The organism is Methanosarcina sp. Kolksee (assembly GCF_000969945.1).
Lineage (GTDB): Archaea > Halobacteriota > Methanosarcinia > Methanosarcinales > Methanosarcinaceae > Methanosarcina > Methanosarcina vacuolata.
Map to the genome: position 1 here is coordinate 2,260,557 of NZ_CP009524.1, position 20,492 is coordinate 2,281,048.

Consider the following 20,492-nt stretch of genomic DNA (forward strand, 5'->3'; position numbering starts at 1 on the left):
ATCAAGAGCGATCCTAATCAAGAGCGATCCTAATCAAGAGTGATCCTAATCAAGAGTAATCCTGATCAAGACCTTCAGGCTGAATTTGCCTTAAAGTTTAATTGTTCAAAATTCAAAACTGTTCTTAAATTTAAAAGACGGGACAGTAGACCGTTTCTGCCCCTATTTTTCGTTTTCCGTACTTTTGTTTTTAAGGCTTATTCCAGCATATGGTTGATTTTATCGTAGAAATCTATGATCAGCCTTGTTGCCTCATTGTCCATGTTCAACTGGAAAGTCCGGATTTGCTTTCCCAGAGGCTTTTCTATGACGATGCCCGATGCGATCAGGGGCGTAATAACCCTTGATACGCTGGAGTGAGACAGGCCAGTTTCTTCAGCTATCCCCGAAAGGTAGGTTGATTCGTTCTGGTGTTCAATTAGATTCTTGAGTACTGTCATCTGTGCGGTTTTACCAAAAATTTTTTCCATTGGATCCATTTATATCATCTCAGAGGTGGCTGTTCTCTGTAAGTGATTCTTATTTCCAATATTAACTTGCTATTTACGGTTATAAACTTATCTCCTAATTGGTCAAGCCGACGATTCATAAGAAGTCTTCTGAATATTTGGATAACTCTATACTCTTTAGACTGTGTTAACTTTAAAACAATGTGATTTTTAAAAGATTTGAGAAATGTTTAAAAGCTAAGAAAATATATACTGTATGGTGATGGAGGGTTATGAATAATAAAAATCTTGATCATGAGATTTTGAAATTAATCGAAACACAACCTGAAATAAGTGAGAGAGAGATTGCATCCCGTCTTTCAGTTCCAGAAGAACTGATTAAGACCCGAATCGCAAATCTTATAGACACGCGGCAGAAAATACTAATAATGGGGGATGGAAACAGTGCCCTCAGTATTAAGGCAACACTTGAAGCTGAAAATTATAATGTTGTCAAAGTCCCTGGTGGTTTTTCCTCACTTGAAGCCATAAAAGCTGAAAAACCCGACCTTGTCTTGTTGGATACTGGGCTTGCAGACCTTGAAGGTTTCAAAATCTGCAAACAAATTAGAACAAGTTCAAGATACTGGTGGATACCGGTTATGGTACTCAGTGAAAAAGGAGAGGTAAAAAACAGGATTGAGGCTTTTGAATCGGGAGTTGACGACTACGTTACTACGCCTTTTAACCCTGTGGAACTGCGAGTCAGAGTAGGAATGATCTTGAAACGCACGCATTTCTAACTCCAAATCCAGCTTCTAACAGAAAAACTCTTTTGTATTAAAACTAGTAGGATATAAAGGCCGCTCTGAAGAGCTTTTCAGAGCATCCCTTTAAAATTTTTAATTTTTCTGCGTGTCAGAAATACTTTTATGCATTATAATTATTATTAAATAGATTCAGAAAATTTCCTGTTAAATTCCTTATCGAATGTCTTTATTAAATGTCTCTATCATTATTTTTATGAGCGCCCAAAATTACACTAATTAGTTTATTAAGTGTGCCGGGACTCTTGGGATATTTATCGTTATTATTTTTAAATGATGTTTTTAATAAACTTTAAAAAGACTGGGAGGTATTTAGAGCTAAGTTCGGCCCTAATTAAAGCATATGGTCCTTACATAAGTTTCTCCAGACCAGAGAATTCCTCAATTCCTCAATGTAAAAAGTCGATAATTAGACTTTTGGCAGGCCGTGAGAGGAGTCAATCTTAACTTTTACCAAAATCAAACTTACCGGATTTTTCAGGTTTTATTTTATAGATCAACTTTCCTCATGTCAGGGCAAAAACACTAATTAAATAAAAGAAAGACGGAGGAATTTTGAAGCTATAATAAATATATTTTTATTAATTTTACAAATAATTGAAAAAACATGTATAAAGTTATCTAACTTTATCGAATTCTTGCTCGCTCTGTGAAAACTCTATTTTTAAAATATTAAAGTAAATGAATTTTTCAAAATCCTTAAAAAAGAGCAAAAACATAGATTATCATGTATAACTGTAAATCATGTATAACTGTAAATCATGTATAACTGTAAATCATGTATAACTGTAAATCATGTATAACTGTAAATCATGTATAACTGTAAATCATGTATAACTGTAAATTTGTCTTTAACACAGAAATTATGACATGAAACTGTAGATATCTCCTTATTTTTAGTATGGAGCTAAAGTACAAAATTAATTTAACGCTCTGAAGGCATATTATTATTGCTAGAGTAGATGTGATAAAAAGTGGAAAAACATTATTGGAAAAAGGTGTGGTTGAGTGATGACTTTGAACGAGTGGTACAATACAGGTGTTGCACTCCATGAACTTAGACGATTTACAGAAGCTCTGGATGCATACAATAAGGCTCTGGAAATAAGCCCTGACAATGCAAAAATTCTGTTTAGCAAAGGTATGGTTCTGAAAAGCCTTTTCAGATATGATGAAGCTCTTGATGCTCTTAATAAGTCTCTTCAGATCAATCCTACGGATGCGAAGACCTGGTGCTCTAAAGGTGAACTGCTTGTAGGCCTTATGCAATATAAAGAAGCTATGGACGCATACTACCAGGCTACATATCTCGCTCCTGAAGATCCTGAAGTCTGGTACAGGCGGGGAATGGCTCTGAGGGAAATGAAGGCATACGAAGAAGCTATGGATGATTTTGAGAAGGCTATCTGCCTCTATGAGAAGAATTATAATTTGGGTTCCATGAGCGCAAGTGAGTGGTGCAAGAAGGGTATGGGGCTCTGCAAGATAAAAAGTTATGAAGAAGCCATCAGCGCTTTTAACAGGGCTCTTGAGTTAAACCCTGCGAACGGGAAGGCCCTTTATAATAAAGGTGTAGCTCTCCGCTGGCTTGGAAAACACGATGAAGCAAGACTTTATACCAAAAAAGCCGTGGAGGTTTTTGACAACAAGATAAAGACAAATCCCGATAATGCTCGGTTCTGGTATAATAAGGGAATTGCCCTGAGAGACCTGGAAAAATACGAAGAGGCACTTCAAGCTTTTGAGAGAGCTATCGATATCAATCCAAGTTTTACAAAAGCCTGGATTGGTAAAGGCATCGTATACGACAGGATTAAGAAACACCAGAAGGCAATGGAGGCCTATGAGAAAGCAGTTGATATAAACCCGATGTATTCTGATCTCCTTTGAGTAGCCAGACCTCAGTTTTTTCCATGTAAATCAAAGACCCAGAGCTAGAAGAAGCCGTTAGTCGAAAACTCCTTTCCAGAATTCTCAGGACTGACGGCCAAAAGTTTTCTTTTCTCCTGACATATTTGCACTATGTCGCCTCGTAACTATATAATCATAAATATTTAAATGTTGTTTGCTAAAAAAACATTTTATGCGGAGATATTATTTGTTCAGAACCAATTTTTCATATAATTAATTATAAATAAATTTAATAATTATTATAGTTTGTAAACTAAAGGGAACAGTCAAGTCTACTAGAGTTAGATATATTTTAGGTTCAAATGCCGCTGTAAAGATATGTTAACCTTTGTAAACTTGACTTAATCACTTGAAAACACTTGACTTAATCGCTTGGAGACATATCTATATGAAAGATAATTTACTTGAAAAAGGCGCAATTGTTCAAAGAGACCGTGAAACTTACACAATAGCTCCCCACATTCCAGGAGGTGTTGTAGATCCTGCAACTCTCAGGAAGATTGCTGATGCTGCTGAAAAATATGGAGCAGCGGCTCTTAAAATAACTTCTGCCCAGAGAATTGCAATTGTGGGCTTGAAAGAAGAAGATCTTGATAACATATGGGCTGATCTTGGAATCAAACCAGGAGCAGCTGTAGGACTATGTGTAAGAAGTATAAAGATTTGTCCCGGTACAACTTTTTGTAAGCAGGCAAAGCAAGATTCTCTGGGGCTTGGTCTGAAGCTCGATGAGAAATATCACGGAATGCCTATGCCTTCCAAACTAAAGATAGGCGTCTCAGGATGCCCAAACTCCTGCTCTGAATCAGCTATTAAAGACATTGGGGTAATTGGCACTTCTAAAGGATACACCCTGATGGTGGGAGGTGCCGTGGCTGCATCTCCAAGACTTGGTGACGTTGTAGCAAAGGAATTATCTGAAGAAGAAGTCCTTGAGGCCATTGATAGGATAATTGATTATTACAAAAATTCAGGTACTAAAAAGAGACTTGGAAAATACATTGACGACGTTGGTCTTGAGAATTTCAAAGCTCAAGTCGGGCTATAAGATCCTGGTGCAAAAATTGGCAAAACAGGCTGTCTCAAAACTCGACTCATTCCTACAATTGGGCAATTTATATTGTTGACTTTAAATGTAAGCCGGAAATTATTCTGGAACTAAGGTACACACTTGCTTTAAAATCTAATTTTTTAACCCATTTGTAGAATCAAATGTTATTTTGAGACAACCTGAAAAATATAATTTTTTATTACAATCCCTTGAATTTGAGCCTTCGATGGCAATTCACTGGTTAGTTTCTTGACGGCTTCAAGAATCGAAATAAGTACAACCTTCTTGCCCAAGATAATGATGGAGTTAAAGGGTAAAAAAGTAAGGTGAAAGTACTTTCATTTGTCTGTTCATGTTATTCGAAAAATTTCATGTGCGTTTTTAATGTTTTTATCTCAGCTGTTTTTCAGAGTACAGAGCAACTGTTTTTGGGACAACCTGACAAAATAGTTATTTAAAGCTTAACCAATGAAGCATGGGCTCAACTTTCCAAACTCAATAGATCAAGAAGTGGCCTGCAAACTACAGTTCAAGTATTGAAAATTTCCATGTAAAGTTAGGATAAAATCAAAAATTCCTAAAACCAAAAGCTATTATATAAAGAGCCACAAACCTTAACTGTTGTTTTTACCTAATTTTAGTTTCTTAACAATTATTTTTTTGCTCAGCCAGTAAAGGTGGAACTATGCCTCATATAATGGAATTACTTGGAAAAACAAGAGTCGTCGTAAAAGATGGAAAGGTTATTGAAGTAGGAGAGCCTGAAGTCGAATGGTGCCCCCTCTTTGCCAAAATCTGCGGAATTAAGAAGATCACCCCTGAAGAAGTCAAGAAGAACATGGAATTCAGGATCAATGACTTTGGAATGTTCACCGACAAACGCCTACTGGAACTCGAGGATTTTGTTGGGTTTGGAGCGTCGGAAGTTATGATGACGGGCCTGAGTAGGGGTTTACTCGACACAACAGTAACAGCCTGTGAAGGTGCAGGCACTGTAATTTCCAATAACCCTATTCTCGTTCAGGGCATGGGCGGTAGGATGTCCGGTCTGGTCGAAACCGAACCAATCGATGCCATCATAAACGGCATTCAGGAACGTGGCGGAATTGTGCTTGACCCTTCAACTGCAAAAATGGACCCTGTTGCAGGCATTAAAAAGGCAGCAGAACTCGGGTACAAAAAAATTGCAGTAACCGCAGCTTTCGCAGAAACCGCAAAAGAGTTACGGAAACTTGAAGCCGCACTCGGGCTTGATTTGATAGTAATTGGCGTACATGTCACAGGCTTAAACAGGGAAGAAGCTCAGAGCCTGATGGAAAATTCAGACATTGTGACCAGTTGTGCTTCAAAGCCTATCAGAGACCTCGTAAAGCCTCTTGCTCAGGTGGGAACTGCAGTTCCACTTTTTGCTCTTACCCAGAAAGGAAAGGAACTTGTGATCGAAAGGGCAAAGGATATCAAAAGCCCGATTCTGATCAATACTATGGCTCTACCTGTGCTTCCTGATCACAAACAGCCAAAAGAACTGAAGTAAAAATGGCTTTATAGAGTCATTATTTTTTTCTTTTTTGAAAAGTCAATGTTCTTTTTAAATCAGGCTTTTTAACTTGACGTTGTCAGATTAGACAGTTATTTCAATCGCTGTTATCGATTTCACTATGAACGATATATTTGACCCACGAGATCTACTGATGGCGTTTTACCTGTTAATGTGATATAGTCAAGTTAACTAAGGTTTAAAAAATTAAATTCTTGTTCTGATTACTGGCAAGTATCAAATTTAGACAGGAAAAATTAACGACAGTGAAAATAGTGAAAGTTTTAATAAGCCGGAAATAAAAACAAAAAACGAACACAACAGGGTAAAAATATTTAAAATTAACTATGTTTGGGTGGAAATTTGGGTGGAAATTTGGGTGGAAATTTGGGTGGAAATTTGGGTGGAAATTTGGGTGGAAATTTGGGTGGAAATAGGCTGTAATATATACAAAAATGGGTTAATGTGACAATATCACGTTATTTCTCTAACCATAATATACTGTTGAGTTAAATATAAGAGCGATCTGAGGGGTATTTATAAACTCCATAAATTTTATATGGATTAACTGCTAAAATTAAATGGTAATGAATGAGACTGATCTCTCGAACTAACTAAATTATCCACGAGTGGAACAAAAAGATTTTATTTAGTTACTTTTATTCTTTAATTGTTTGCGCTTACGCAGGGTATAGAGAAAGTACAGAATATAGAGTATAATGATAGTTTGATACTCTTTGTGAAAAGTCTTCATAAGAACTCATTAGAATAAACAGGGGTATTTAATGAGCTCAGTTAAGAAAAATAATTTGATTGTCGGATCTTTTATTCTCCTTGCATTGATGTTATATTTCTTTTCAGGTTTTTTATCTGTAGCAGGAGCTATTATGGGTAATGAACTGATTGCAGAAGAAAATGAGAGGAATGAAGTTTATGAAAAAACTGAAGTCGCTCCTGATTCTTATGAGAATATGGCACAACGCCCATCTTCTATAGAAGGTCTAATTGATAAGGGAAATGCATTATACTTTACAAAAAAATATTCATTATCTATAAACTGCTATAATGATGCACTTAAGATCGATCCTAATTCCTCATTGGCCTGGTATGGAAAAGGACGTTCTCTGGTCGGACTGGGAAAGAATGATCAGGCAGTCAGCTGTTATGAGAAGGCCCTTTCGACTTTTCCGGCCTCTTCCGAAAACTGGTATGATAAGGGTAACAAGCAGCTTGAGCTAGAGAAATATATTGAGGCTGTCAACTGCTATGACAAAAGCTTTGCTGCCAATACTTATCTCTCCACAGTGTGGTATCGAAAAGCTCTTGCTTCTGGGCAGCTGGGGCTTAATCAGGAAGCTCTGAACTCTTATGACAAATCTATCGAACTGAATTCCAATTCTTCCAGCTCTATGCAGATGCAGGGAATGGCTTACCTCGGCCTTGAAAAGTATCCTGAGGCAATTGAATGCTTTGACAGTGCTCTTAGTATCACTCCTGACAATGCTGAACTCTGGTATCAAAAAGGAGTGGTTCTTGATAAGTCCGGTGATTACAAAACTGCAATAGGCTGTTATGACAAAGCAATTTCTTTTAATCCGGATATGGTAAACGCCTGGAATAATAAAGGTGTTAACCTTGAAAAGATGGGAATTTATGATGAGGCACTTACTTGCTACGAGTTTGTTCTTCTTTCAGAGCCTGAAAATCTTGATGTTATACAGAGAAAGGGTGTCTGCCTTGAAAGACTTGGGAGAAATGAAGAAGCTCTTCAATGTTATGACGAGGTTCTGGTCTACAATCCTGGCAATTCCGAGGCCTGGTATAGTAAAGGCTCTCTGCTTAATAAGACAGGTCAGTATGACGCTGCAATAGCATGCTATGATAAGGCGCTTAACCCGGACACAGGGATTCAGGTTGAAGAAATCGGAAGTGATTCACTCGAACAGCTAAGCGCTTATGAAGCTGCACTTCCGTCTTATCCCAAAAATCCTGAATTTAAATCATCTACAGTTAAGATCTGGTACGAGAAAGCCCTATCTTTTGATAAGCTTGAAAAATACGAATCTGCAATTGACTGTTATGATAAGGTTCTTGAAACCGAGTCCGGACATGCTGTTGTCTGGTATATGAAAGGACTGGACCTGGAAAAGCTTGGCAGATATGAAGAGGCAATTGAATGCTATGACCGAGCCCTAAAACTGGGTTCCGGATATGCTAAAGTCTGGTATCAGAAAGGCTTAGACTCTTCAAAAATCAAAGAATACAACGATGCAGTAGAAAGTTATGATAAAGCTCTCGAGATTGACGAAAACTATACACTTGCCTGGGCTGGTAAGGCTTTTGCCCTGGCGAAACTTGGAGAATACGAAAGCTCTCTTACATGTTACAACAAAGTCCTTGGGGCCGTTCCCAGCAGTGCAGTTGCATGGTACAATAAAGGGCTTGCTCTTGATGAACTTGGAAAGCATGAAGAAGCTTCAGAATGCTATAACCAGACTCTCCTGATTGATCCCGAATATTCGGCTGCACGCTTCAAGTTAAACAAAAACATGGAACAGGACTCAACAGAAACTCCAGTATTGGAACACTTTAAAAACAATAGTGCAGATTCCAATCCTTCCCAGGTGCTTTCTGGAGGTTTCTGGGCTTATCTTCTGAACTATGAATACTCAAGTCCAGAAGACCTTGCCGAACCTTCCGAAGATCTGGACCTGTTTAGCCCCGAGGTCAGTTACGATGCTGCATGGTATGGAAAGGCCTCAATCTACAGTAAACTTGGAATGTATGAAGATGCACTTACTTCTTATGATATGGTACTTGCAATTAATCCTGCACGTGCCGAGGCCTGGTATGAAAAAGGCTCGATACTTGATAGGTTAGACAGAAGTGAGGAAGCTCTGGACTGCTACAGAAAAGCCCTGGAACTTGACCCTCAGTCAAGTACAGCCCTTTATGGGATAGCCTCTACTGTAGATGATCTTGGAAAGCTTGAAGAAGCAGTCAGTTACTATGACCAGTTGCTTGCTCTAAACTCCAGCAACTCGGATGCCCTACTTGGAAAAGGTCTTGCCCTCTCGAACCTGAGCAGGTATGACGAGGCAATTTCCTGTTACGCCACACTTCTCAAATCTGAGCCTAAAAACCTTGAGGCTCTCAGAAGTCGGGCTCTTGCTCTGTCGAAATCCAATAAACCCAATGAAGCGCTCGCAGATTACGACAGAATAATTAAGCTTCAGCCTGAAAATTTCCAGGCCCTGGCTGAGAAAGCTTCTTTACTTGAGGCACTTGGCAGGTATCAGGAAACTGCTGCATGTTACGATAGAATGCTTGAAATCTCACCTGACAACAGAGAGATAATTTACAAACAGGGAAGAGCTCTGGAGAACAGCGGAGACTTTGAGGGGGCAGTAGGCTGTTACGACAGAATTCTTGCGCTGGATCCGGGAAATCTGAATGCATATAATAACAAAGGCTTTGCGCTCTACAAGCTGGAAAAATACCAGCAAGCTATTGACTGTTACAATAAAGCTCTGGAGTACAGTCCAGATAATGTTACAGCCTGGTATTTCCAGGGCTGCACTTATCTCACGTTAAGCAGCAATAAAGCAGCCCTTAATTGTTTCAACAAAACAGTACAGCTTAAACCCGATTGTATCACAGCCTGGTATAACAAAGGATACATTCATAACATGATGGGAGAAACTGAAGAAGCAGTTTCATGTTATGACAATGTACTTGCAATTAACCCGAACTCACCTTCAGCCCTCTACAATAAACGGTTTGCACTTTATACTCTAAAGAAACTAGATGAGGCTGCTGTATGCAAGTCAAAACTAGATGAAATCGATCCCGGTTTTGCGGAGGCTCTGCAAAAAAGAGGAACTAAGTTCTTCCTTCCTGAATATTACAATAGTGCTCTGAATTACTCCCTTCCTTCAAGATGGTATGGCGGAGAAGAAAACGTCTCAGGTAATGTAAGTACAAACACGACTGTGCCTCCTCAATCAGGAAAGATAACTGAACTCTCTAACAGCCCGGAAAATAATAGCAGCAATAATAATAGCAGCAATAGCAATAGCAGCAATAGCAATAGCAGCAATAATAATAGCAACAATAATAATAGCAACAATAATAATAGCAACAATAATAATAGCAACAATAATAATAGCAGCAATTATAATACGGAGCTTGATGATGGACAGGAAAGTGAAGATCCAGATTACTGGTATGTTCCTGAACCTGATGAGTGAAGAGAAAATAGCAGTGAAGAATGAAGTATTACAGAACCCGGCTAAAATTCGAAATCCGAAAAATTGAAAATCAGAAACCTTTTCCGGTATGCAGATAAATGCACACCGGCACAATTTGTTTTTATTGTTTTTTATGCTACTAACCTGCTTTATTAACTTTTTTCTGGCTTACTGACTCTGTAACTTTTGCAAATAAAATTTTTTATCCTGAAAGTTTTAAGCTTTATGCTACCCTAACCTAAGTATCCATGACAGACAATTCCAATGAGATCGAGGCAAAGCCTGAGGCTTATGCTCATACCTCGAGAGAAAACAAGCATACACTGGAAGGTTATATCGAAAACCCGGATAACCCCGGTTTCGACCCCTCTTCTTTAAAGCTTGAAATTCCATATAATGTAGTCATAGTTCGGTATGGCGAACTTGCTCTTAAAAGCACAGGAGTTCGGAACTGGTATGAAAAGATTCTGATGAAGAATATTGCGGCAATGCTGGATTCTCGAGATATTCCATATTCCCAGATACGTCGGGAATGGGGCCGAATATTTATCGAGACTACGGATTTCCGCGCGGCGGCAGCAGCTGCTGACGTTTTTGGGATTGTCTCTACTTCCCCTGCATTGACGACTGAACCTACCCTCGAGAATGCAGCCAGTATATGTGCTACCCTGGCTAAGGACCTGATTTTAGAAGGCGAATCTTTTGCCGTCAGGGCCAGAAGAAGCGGGAACCATCCATTTTCTTCAGTGGACATAGGCAGAACCTGCGGAGATGCCGTATGGAGTGCTCTGGAAGAAAAAGGAAGGCACCCTAGAGTTGACCTGAGCTCTCCTGATAAGGAAGTTTTCGTCGAAATGCGGCAAAATCTCGCTTACGTCTATCTGAAAACATTCAAAGGCGTAGGGGGTCTTCCTCTCGGCACGCAGGGAAGTATGGTTGTTTTAATGTCCGGCGGGCTTGACTCTCCGGTTGCAGCCTGGCTTATGATGAAGCGCGGAGTCACGATTATTCCGGTATACTGCAATACTTCGCCCTATGCCGAGAATGCCGCAAGAGAACGCGCTTTTGAATGTATTCGTCAACTCCAGAAGTGGGCTCCAGGGCATCAGTTTAAGACTTATGAGCTCCCTCACGGCCCCAATCTTCGGACCTTTATCGATATCTGCAACCGAAAAAATACCTGTCTTCTCTGCAAACGCATGATGTACCGAGAAGCCTATGAGGTTATGAAAAAAGAAGGTGCAAGCGGAATTATCACTGGTTCTTCCCTGGGACAGGTAGCTTCCCAGACGGCTGCCAATATGTATGCTGAAATCTATCAGCTTGCTATCCCGATTTATCATCCCTTAATCGCCTTTGATAAAACAGAGATAATAGACATTGCCCGCAAAATCGGAACTTATGATATTTCCAGTCAACCCGCAGGCAGTTGCACCGCTGTGCCTGAACGGCCTGAAATAGGAGCAAACTACGACCTTGTTGTAACTGAAGAACAAAAAATGGATATCGAAACTATGGTTTTCAATGCTATGAAAGCAGCAAAAGTCCTGAAGCTCTGAAAAAAGTGATGGTTTTTTCAATTAATATTCAATACTTTCAATTAATTTTTAATTCTTTTAATTAATTTTTAATACTTTTAATTAATTTTGACTAATTTAAATTAATTTTTAAAATTTTAAACTAATTTATTGTATCATTAACTTGAGCTCTAAAAGCTCTCTGATTTTTTCTTTTTTGACCGGCTTTTCAGAAGAGCGGTCTCTATATTTTTACACAGGTCTTCTTCTTTGAAAGGTTTCGAAATATATCCTTCGGGGTCTGTTAGCTTTGCTCGTTCGAGGGTCTCAAAATCAGTACAGGCAGTAAGGTAAATTATGGGTATGCCAAAGCGTGATTTAATAATTCGTGCCGCTTCAATTCCATCCAGATCTCCTTTTAGCATAATATCCATCAAAACGATATCAGCGTTTGTAAGCTCAGCTTCTCTTATTGCTTCTTTCCCTGAACCCACAGCATTCGGAACAGCATACCCTAAATTTTTTAGTCGGTTTTTAATGTTCAGGGCCACAATAGTCTGGTCTTCAACAACCAGAATTTTTGTTTTGTCCATTTTTGTCATCCGTCTTTTGTATTTTTTGAATTGTGTTTCTATTTTTTGTTCATTTACTATTTTTTAACATTTCTAAAATCGCGCTTCTCTATAACTACATGTTCAAAGTCACGCATCTCTAGAACTGCACCCGATTATCTCGATTTTCCCCTTTAACGAAATAACTGCAAGCTATAAGCTATATAAGTTGCAGAGTAATAAACTTCCCAATCTTCTTATTCTCAGGTTTACGTATGACCACCAAAAATTATACATTTATTATAAATTCTTTTTTTATTAATGTTGCTGTTGCCCGGAAGCCTTTTAAAAACTGCTTGAGCACAATCCTTTACAAAAAAGCTTGAGCGAGAACTCCAGCAACAATATGTTCGGCGCAATCAACTGGAGCAGTGATTGTGTCACAACCCTTTTCAAAAAAAAGCTTGACTGCAAACCTTTTGTAAAACTATTTGATAGAAAACAAGACAGCGTTTGAATTTGAAGAACTTATCCTCTAACCCTAGCGTGATAACAACCCTTTTCAAAAAAAGCTTGCCCGCAACCCTTTTGAAAAAAGGCTTGACCGAAAACTCCAGCAACAACAACGTGGTCGGCGTGATCACAAGCTTTTTAATGAAAGGCTTGACCGAAAACCCTGACCATTTGAGTTTGAGATCCTTATCCACAAACTGTAAAATGAATGTAATATTTCTATTTTTATATTTACATTATCTCTGAAGCTAAGATCCATTACCCAAATCCATATCCTTACTTAGTTTTCGAGTTTAGTTAGAGGTGGGAAAATTCAATCCTCTATGTGCAAACAGACATGCAATAAGCTGGTGTTCGTCTCGGGAATGAACATTCCCTGGAGACGTGCACCAAAATTGAAAAAGAGCAGATTCTAAAATGAAATTGAGTTCGGAGGTATTAGACGATTCAACAAAAATCAATAGCAAGAACACCTGAGATAATATGGACTCTTGATATTAATGAAGATGGGAAATCTTATCAGGAAAATTACATGCTCCTGTTTCCCAGGTACGTCAGTGCAATTGACGAAGAATGAAAATTGGCAGCCTTAAAAATAAAATTTTAAAAACACAATCCGGTTTTCAATATCTATCAAATATCGCTCGAGGGTAGATACTCTCGAGCAAATCTCCAAAAACATGTAATGGATAAAACACTAAAAATCATGTAAATGTATAAACTTCTAAAAATCCTGTAAAAACCATGTAGTACCTTACTAAAACCTTACTAAACGAAAATGATATTCTTTGAATAACATGCACAAACAATGAAAGTGCTTGTGGATGGCAGTATTTTCATGCTGAATATTGCTCGAGGGCAGACACTCTCGGGCAAACCTCCAAAACCATTTACTTGCAACCGTTGCGCCGGTTGATCACGCCAATAGGGTTTGGGGATAAGGTTATCAACTCAAACGGTTCTTGGGGTTTTTGGTCAAGCTTTTTTTGAAAAGGGTTTTTGGTCAAGCTTTTTTTGAAAAGGGTTTTCGGTCAAGCCTTTTTTGAAAAGGGTTGCGGGCAAGACATTTTTGAAAAGGGTTTTCGGTCAAGCCTTTTTTGAAAAGGGTTGCGGGCAAGACATTTTTGAAATGGCTTGAAACTTCTCATTTCTGGTCAAAAATTCTGTTTTTACGGTCTTTTGTTAAGGCTGCCTTCTTTTTCTCTACCCGCTCAAGAAGAGCTTTGCCAAGGTTCGAATACTCTTTTTTCACAGTTTTTTCTTTTTTCACGGTTTTTTGGGTGAAAATAGCCTCTTCTTCTTTTTTTCCAAAGAGGCCTGAAAATTGATCAAAAAGCAGAATTGAAGTTTCAAGCAGTTTTTTCTGTCCTGAAAGGTTGCCAGGAGAGAGCTCACCTGCGCGTGTAAGAAGCCCTGAAAACTGTTTAAAGATCTCAAGTAGTTCCTGGCTTTCAGCCTGCTCCCTGACCTCATCTGTCATTTTTGAGAAGTATCGCTCACTTTCAGATTTTGCTATACCAGGCCGGTCGCTGAAAAGGATGAATAAAAGCGCTTGATAAAAGGGATAATAGAATTCTGGAATATGAAAGCCAACAGAGGCTTCGAATGCTTCCTTAAAGTAATTGACGGCTTCTTTCAGCCCATAAATATAAGTAGCTTCATTTTCTGCCCTTAGCGCCCTCCAGAGAGAAGCTCTTCCAAGCGAGCGGAAAGCATACCTTCGGACATAAACGTAAGGATTGTCAGTAAGCGCCTGCAGGTCTCTCCAGGCCTGGGTTTTATCAGGCATGTAGAAAAAAGCAGGTCCAAGAGTCTGTGTTGCCGCCCTTTGTACAAAACTGTCGCTGTGATCGGAAAAACTTAACAGGTCTTTCCAGGCTTTTTCCTTATCTTGCACCTCTACATAGCCTGAAGATAGGGCAAGAACCGCTCCTTTCCGGACTTCGCGGTCTTCAGATGATGCAAGTCTTACAAGTTCGTTCCAGGCTGCCTGCTTATCTTCACAATAGGCAAAAGCAGAAACAAGAAGTTCTGCAGCTCTCCTCCGAAGCCGGACATCCTGGCTTTCAGCAAGCTTTACAAGGTCGAAAAAAACTGTGGACTTTTCCTCAACCGCTGGAAAAACCTCTGAAAGCAGGTCTGCAGCATCCCTTCTGGTGTCTGTCTCCTCTTCCCCGGTCAGTTTAAGCAGTCCGTTCCAGATATCCTGTGTTTTGCCGGTTCGGGAGTAGGCTGCAAGCAGGGATTCTATTGCGCCTCTTCGCATCTGAGGATCCGGATCCGAAGCCAGTTTAATAAGCTTATTTACAGCTTCTTCTTCACCTGAAAGACCAGAGACTGACCCAGTAAATAAATCCGTCATATTTTTTCTTCGTACGTATGCCCTGTTTTCGGCTTCAAGCCCGGAATTATCAGACACTGATTTTTTAAAAAGGTTAGAGACTGGTTTTCTGTCTTCTGTTTTTTCAACCTGGAGACCACCAGTTTTTTCATATTCTCCAGTTTTTTCTTTTTCCCCTGATTTCTCCCCTGATTTCTGTTTTTCTCTAAATTCACCTTCTTTTTCGGGTTTGCTGTCTCCCTCCGATTCATACTCCTCCCAGAGTTTCTCCAGTTCTCCTGAATTATTTTTCCAGGTTTTATCCTGCTCTCCATAGTTGCATTTTCTTATCTCTTCCCACTCCACTTCACTTACCTCAGGTATACTGCATAACTCCGGATAAGCAGAAGTAAGCGTATCCACAACCTTTCGGAGCACAGGGCTATCCTTCATTTCAGCCAGGCGTACAAGCTCGGAATATGCCTCTCTTTTGCAGGAAATATGTGGAAAAGTCTTCGTGAGAATGTTAACCATTGTACTCTGCTTGCCTTCTTCCTCATTACCTGAGAGTTCAATGAGCTCCTTCCATAGTGAGTCTTTATTATCCATACCTGAAAATAAGGATACAAGCGCATCAGCGGCCATGTTCCTGATATAATGATCTCTGGCTTTTGCCAGGCTCAGGAAATCAGTCCAGACCTTTTTCTTGTCCGGCATCTCAGGGAAAATAAAAACCAGGGCATCGATAGCCTGCTTTCGAATATACTCATTCTCGTCATCTATAAGCCTGAGGATGTCACACCATGTTGTTTTCTTATCCGGGATATGAGAAAAAACCGAGGGTAGAGCCAGAAGGGCTTCTTTTTGGACTTCAGGGTTTCCTGATACTGCAAGTTCCATCAGAGTCTCAAGAGTTTCATCCTTCATCTCGTCTGGCATCTGTGTGTAAATAACTCCAAGAGTCCGGGTAGCCTGCTCCCTTATTTTTTCATCCGCAGATTCGCTAGCCAGTTCAAGTACTTCGTCCCAGGCTTCTTCTTTTTCTTCGTCTGTCAGTTCCGGAAAAACAAGGCTCAAAAGCAAAGTCGATTTCTCACGCACATAAGAATATTCTGAGGTTCCCATTTCAAGCAGATCTTTCCAGACCTGCACCTTATCAGGAATTTCCTTTATTAAATATTGAAGTGAGCTGACAATTTCCCTATTTACATCTTCCATGCTTGATCTGGAGTTTATCAGCCCGGCAAGATCTTTCCATGCTCTGTTTTTGTCCGGCATAAGGGAAAAAACACTTATTAGAGCACTGGCTGCAGCGATCATTACGGACTCTGCCGGATAAGCTGTCAAATTCACAAACTTGTCCCATACAAGCTTCCTATCCGGGACATTAGGAAAAACAGCGACAAGTGACTTGACGGCTTCTTCCCGGACTGCTTCATCGTCGTCAGAACAAAGCCTTAACAGATCTTCAAAAGCCTGTCTTCTGTCAGGCAAAGCCTCAAAAAAAGTTCCCAGCTGCTTTGCAGCCTTTATTCTCTCATCCGAAGACTGATTGAAAACTTTATTATGTATATCTGGCTGCTCACTCAAGAATTCCCACCAACTTTGCTATAATGCTGTCCTCTCTAAATATCCTTTATTTACTCTCTCAATCTGGCAGGTTCCCTCATATAAGTATTGATTCTGGATTTTAGCTGGAAGTAAAAATTATTAGTGTCTAACCGGAAATTACTGCCGTCTTTCAGAAATTAATTGCAACCATTATTAAAAACCATTACTGGATAAACTAACCGGACATATGGACAAAATATCTTTTATTAAGTAGAAAGCAAAAGGTGAGGATACAGTTTTCTTGGCTTTTCGTCGAATGCTATATCCGTATAAGTGCCTGGACTGCGTGTAGAGACACCTGATCCTTGTACTCAGGAAAAGTAAAACATGCAATTTCCCCCCTGTTGTTTTCTGGAGGAGATTTAAATGCACATATGATTACACATTGCTTTTCTTCAAGTGTAAGGTAAACAATTAATAGCGGGACGAACCTTCGCTTACACTTTCTAACCTTTCAAAAAGCTTAAATACCTCTGGGTATCAGATAGGTTCTCAATCAAAGATATATTGCATTATATTATTGTTTATTTATGCCATTACAAATTAATTCTTTTAGTCCAAAATTGTTTAACTATGGGCCTGTATCACGCTGAATTATAATGTACTTATATAATTGTGAATTATAGTATCCGATAGGATATAAAAATAGAAGGCTGAAATAATGCGGCAACAGGACGTAATAATTAAACAGTTGGCACAAAAAATAGTAGATTTTATCGAACCTGTTATTCCTTATCTGGTTGTTGGGTCTAAAAAAGCGGCTGAAGAAGCCTGCAAAAAAGTGGGGTCTGGAGTTTGGGAGACTAAAAGAAAGCTCTGGGAAAAACTGTGTTCAACAGAATGCACGGAATTAAAAGAAGCCGCCGCAGATATGATTGTTGCTCCCTCGGATATGGATGTAAGGCAAGTTTTTATTCAGGAGATATTAAAATTGCTTGAAAAAAACCCTGATTTAGTTAAAGAAGTTTCGTCTTTTATGGATTATAAAACAGTACAGAAGCTAATGACCGAAGATAGTTCGTCCAGGATTATAAAACAAACCTCGGAACAAGGTTCAAAACAAACTTTGATTGATAGAATCCAGGTGTTTGACGAATTTAACAGGCTGCTTGAGGTCTTCGTAACAAGAAAAGGTGTTTCTCAGGGTATGGAGCGAGAAGGAATGCCAGATACCGAAAAACCTGTTACTGGTCTGGGAGCCACAGGCGAAAAGAGTCCCAGCGACTTACGAATTGAGCAAATTGCAGAGATTAAACATATCACAAAAACAGATTCTGCAAGAGCCAACGTTGAAAAAACAGATAACGAGATTCAAGATAAGGTTCAAACAGCAAAGGCTCTTTTAATGACAATCTCAAGTCTGGAAAATCCGGAAAAAAGAGGGATTATGGAAGAGGCCCTTGACTTTGCCTCCCGGATCCAGTATGGAGATTTAAGGTCACAGGCCCTCTCCCTGTCTGTCCTGTACCTGGACGAGCCAAAAAAAGCCGAATCTATTGAGAAAGCCCTTGAATCTACCTCCCATATTCAGGATGAGAACGAAAGAGCCCTTGTCCTTTCCTCACTTCTCCCTCACCTGAGAGGACCAGGCAAAGAAGAGCTTATTGAAAATATCTTTTGCTTCTCACACCATCTCCAATATGGAGACACGAAATTCCAGATACTTTCCTCGCTTGTACCGCATCTTTACGGGTTAAAAAATGAAGCTATTATTGAAAGAGCCCTTGAACTCATAGAGGTAATTTTCTCTGACTATCAAAAGGTACAGGCTCTCTCATCTCTTATTCCATATCTAAATGAGCAGAAAAAAGAAGAAGTGCTTGAACAAGCCCTTCAATTAGCTTTTGGCCTTAAAGATAAGGACATGAGGCCCGAAGCTCTCTCGTATGTTCTCCCATACCTGGACGAACCCAGAAAAGAAGAGATTATTGAAAAAGCCCTTAATATGGCGTCCGGAATAAAATCCGAGTCCCAAAAAGCTGAGGCGCTATCCTCACTTGCTCCATATCTTGACGGGCTGGAAAAAGAATAAGTTATGGCTATGTAAAACGTTTATAAATAAGCTGCAAGAGGCTGAAATAATTATAAACATTCAGCCTACTCAGCTCAATTAATCTACTTAGTTATATTGCATAATTTTTATAAAAGTCGTTTATATTATGCGACGAAGAACAATAATAAATTACTCTTCGTATGCAGGAAGAGTGATAACACCTATCTCTGGAAGTGGATAGCCAACAGCGAAATGGTAGAGGTCCTGGAACTCAAGCCCTTTGAGCCCTATAGCCTCATGCAAAGGGTCATCAAAGAAACACCCGATTCCACAACCCCTGAGGCCATATGCTTCGGCTTCAAGGTAAAGGAGCTGCCCCAGAACTCCACACTCCCAGAAAAGGTATGGATATATCCAGGCCCCGAACCTGTTCAGAGGCTCTTCGAACTCCGAGAGCATGCAGGCAGTAAAACAGGCATCCGCAGCTTTTCTCTGTGTACAGGAAAGCTGGGCTGCAAAATAATCCAGAGTTTCTTCCATCAACAGGTAAAATTCAAGGTCTGACGGACAATTTTTCGGTTTCTCCCATAAAAAGTCCGACCTGATCGCAGCTTTAAACCTCTCTTTTTCTCCGGGTTTGCGAAGGAAAATATAAAGTCCCGGAAGCAGGTCCTTTACGTGGTTCACGAAAATAAGCAGGTGAGTAAAGGAACCAAAAGCAAGAGTATTGAAAATCGAGTTGTTTTGCGGAAGGGTTCTTTGCAGCATCGCATAGAAAGTTTCTTTTTCCAGGTATGCGCTGTTATTCATCTCAATAGCACTTCTCCTTCCCCGGATAACTCCGCGCAGAGGAACTTTATCAAGCTTGGACAGGTTCACGAAGCTGCTGGTTTGTAGTGATGAAGCAGTCTGCATATAGGATTTTGGTCCTTCATTTGGTCCTTCATTTGGTCCTTCATTTAGTCCTTCATTTGATTCTTCATTTGATTCTTCTTTTGATTCTTTATTTGATTCTTCATTTGATTCTTCTTTTTTCTCAAAATAATCGGTCCTCTTCTTTTGAGCTGACGAGGCCGCTTTTTCGATACTTACCCATTCAACATGTCCCGGGCTTAAACTGTTAGGAACACCTTCCCAGGAAAGATTTTTAAAAGCAGGAACCGCCCCGGAAGAAATTCTGCCTTTTGTACAGGTCTTTCCTGCCGGATAGACCGCAAGCAGACAGGCAGGTTCCTGTTTTTCAGGACCTTTCTCTCCGGAAATGCCAAGAAGCACTGCAATCTCTTCCGAGCCCATGTCTGCAAGAAGGCTGGTTTTCCAGCCGAGCCCGGCGGCAGCAAAGGTCAGGGCAGCGATTGCATGCCCAATATCATGCTGTGCATATCGAAAGGCTCTGAGCCCGTATTTCCAGGAAACCCGCCAGAAAATTGAACTCAGCCCCACGAAAAAAGTGCCCTCAGGAAAGCCCGAACTTAATAACTCCCAGGTCTCTGGCGAAAATTCCGCTCTGAGTTCAAGGGCATGAGGCAAAGGAGCATAATGGCAGACAGACGGGTTTTTCAGAAGCCCCTTCAAAGGGCCGGAAAGAAGGTACACCTCGGTAGGATGGAGGTTTCCACTTGAAGGATTAACGCGAAGAGGCCATTTTGTACCTTCTGCTCTCTTCCAGGCAGAAATGGCAAAACTGTCAAAAAAAAGCCTTGAAATCGATTTCGCGCTCAGATCATACGGCTTGAGTTTTTCCGGTGAGAAAGCCTGTTCATAGGCAGGAAAAGTCTCAGTTTTTAGACGCTCATCGCTCCAGATCTCCAGATTAAAAAGTCGAGTTCCATGATAGTTAAGGAAGGGATCGGGCTTGAGAGGCAGGTCCAGGTGGTAAGGACCCGGAGCATAAGCTTTGAAGTTGTGTTTACTTGCCTGGTGATAAGCCAGTATGGCTTCAAGTTCCGCTGTCATAATAAGCACATCCGGTAACCGGAGAAA

Annotated in this window: 11 protein-coding genes; 7 read left to right on the forward strand and 4 right to left on the reverse strand. The window is 40.0% G+C overall.

All coding sequences use genetic code 11. The features are described 5' to 3' along the window. Positions 1-197 precede the first annotated feature (197 nt). The gene (locus MSKOL_RS09410; protein ID WP_048120486.1) at positions 198-479 is read right to left on the reverse strand and encodes a helix-turn-helix domain-containing protein; all 282 of its coding nucleotides are present in this window, start codon (positions 477-479) and stop codon (positions 198-200) included. A gap of 242 nt (positions 480-721) precedes the next feature. Here MSKOL_RS09410 and MSKOL_RS09415 point away from each other — a divergent pair, with 242 nt between their 5' ends. The 6 genes from MSKOL_RS09415 (at position 722) to thiI (ending at position 11,563) form a co-directional block, all read left to right on the forward strand. After that, positions 722-1,231 carry a response regulator transcription factor gene (locus MSKOL_RS09415; protein WP_048120488.1) on the forward strand — a complete coding sequence of 170 codons (510 nt, stop codon included), beginning with the start codon at positions 722-724 and terminating at the stop codon, positions 1,229-1,231. A gap of 1,035 nt (positions 1,232-2,266) precedes the next feature. Beyond that, the gene (locus MSKOL_RS09420) at positions 2,267-3,145 is read left to right on the forward strand and encodes a tetratricopeptide repeat protein (RefSeq protein ID WP_048120490.1); all 879 of its coding nucleotides are present in this window, start codon (positions 2,267-2,269) and stop codon (positions 3,143-3,145) included. A gap of 409 nt (positions 3,146-3,554) precedes the next feature. Further along, positions 3,555-4,214, forward strand: coding sequence for an NAD(P)/FAD-dependent oxidoreductase (locus MSKOL_RS09425; RefSeq protein ID WP_048120493.1), 660 nt, complete (start codon positions 3,555-3,557; stop codon positions 4,212-4,214). Positions 4,215-4,902: 688 nt separating this feature from the next. After that, complete coding sequence (locus tag MSKOL_RS09430; RefSeq protein ID WP_048155590.1) at positions 4,903-5,751, forward strand: methanogenesis marker 8 protein; 849 nt, start codon at positions 4,903-4,905, stop codon at positions 5,749-5,751. Between the two features lie 788 nt (positions 5,752-6,539). Further along, on the forward strand, positions 6,540-10,004 hold the full coding sequence (locus MSKOL_RS09435) for a tetratricopeptide repeat protein (protein WP_048155593.1): 3,465 nt from the start codon (positions 6,540-6,542) through the stop codon (positions 10,002-10,004). 248 nt (positions 10,005-10,252) lie between these two features. After that, positions 10,253-11,563 carry a tRNA uracil 4-sulfurtransferase ThiI gene (gene thiI, locus MSKOL_RS09440; RefSeq protein ID WP_231592159.1) on the forward strand — a complete coding sequence of 437 codons (1,311 nt, stop codon included), beginning with the start codon at positions 10,253-10,255 and terminating at the stop codon, positions 11,561-11,563. A gap of 149 nt (positions 11,564-11,712) precedes the next feature. On the opposite strand, the gene MSKOL_RS09445 is transcribed toward thiI, so the two are convergent. Further along, entirely contained in the window at positions 11,713-12,114 is a 402-nt protein-coding gene (locus MSKOL_RS09445; RefSeq protein WP_048155599.1) for a response regulator, read from the reverse strand. Positions 12,115-13,729: 1,615 nt separating this feature from the next. Beyond that, complete coding sequence (locus MSKOL_RS09455; RefSeq protein WP_048155606.1) at positions 13,730-16,495, reverse strand: HEAT repeat domain-containing protein; 2,766 nt, start codon at positions 16,493-16,495, stop codon at positions 13,730-13,732. A 682-nt stretch (positions 16,496-17,177) separates the two neighbouring features. Here MSKOL_RS09455 and MSKOL_RS09460 point away from each other — a divergent pair. Beyond that, complete coding sequence (locus MSKOL_RS09460; RefSeq protein WP_048155611.1) at positions 17,178-18,548, forward strand: hypothetical protein; 1,371 nt, start codon at positions 17,178-17,180, stop codon at positions 18,546-18,548. A 150-nt stretch (positions 18,549-18,698) separates the two neighbouring features. Here MSKOL_RS09460 and MSKOL_RS09465 read toward each other — a convergent pair whose 3' ends face one another. Further along, the gene (locus MSKOL_RS09465) at positions 18,699-20,465 is read right to left on the reverse strand and encodes a nitroreductase family protein (RefSeq protein ID WP_048155614.1); all 1,767 of its coding nucleotides are present in this window, start codon (positions 20,463-20,465) and stop codon (positions 18,699-18,701) included. Positions 20,466-20,492: the final 27 nt, after the last annotated feature.

Coding starts and splice junctions, on each gene's coding strand:
- MSKOL_RS09435 (WP_048155593.1), top strand. CDS start 6,540: ATGAGCTCAGTTAAGAAAAATAATTTGATTGTCGGATCTTTTATTCTC.
- MSKOL_RS09425 (WP_048120493.1), top strand. CDS start 3,555: ATGAAAGATAATTTACTTGAAAAAGGCGCAATTGTTCAAAGAGACCGT.
- MSKOL_RS09460 (WP_048155611.1), top strand. CDS start 17,178: ATGCGGCAACAGGACGTAATAATTAAACAGTTGGCACAAAAAATAGTA.
- thiI (WP_231592159.1), top strand. CDS start 10,253: ATGACAGACAATTCCAATGAGATCGAGGCAAAGCCTGAGGCTTATGCT.
- MSKOL_RS09420 (WP_048120490.1), top strand. CDS start 2,267: ATGACTTTGAACGAGTGGTACAATACAGGTGTTGCACTCCATGAACTT.
- MSKOL_RS09445 (WP_048155599.1), bottom strand. CDS start 12,114: ATGGACAAAACAAAAATTCTGGTTGTTGAAGACCAGACTATTGTGGCC.
- MSKOL_RS09410 (WP_048120486.1), bottom strand. CDS start 479: ATGGATCCAATGGAAAAAATTTTTGGTAAAACCGCACAGATGACAGTA.
- MSKOL_RS09430 (WP_048155590.1), top strand. CDS start 4,903: ATGCCTCATATAATGGAATTACTTGGAAAAACAAGAGTCGTCGTAAAA.
- MSKOL_RS09465 (WP_048155614.1), bottom strand. CDS start 20,465: ATGACAGCGGAACTTGAAGCCATACTGGCTTATCACCAGGCAAGTAAA.
- MSKOL_RS09415 (WP_048120488.1), top strand. CDS start 722: ATGAATAATAAAAATCTTGATCATGAGATTTTGAAATTAATCGAAACA.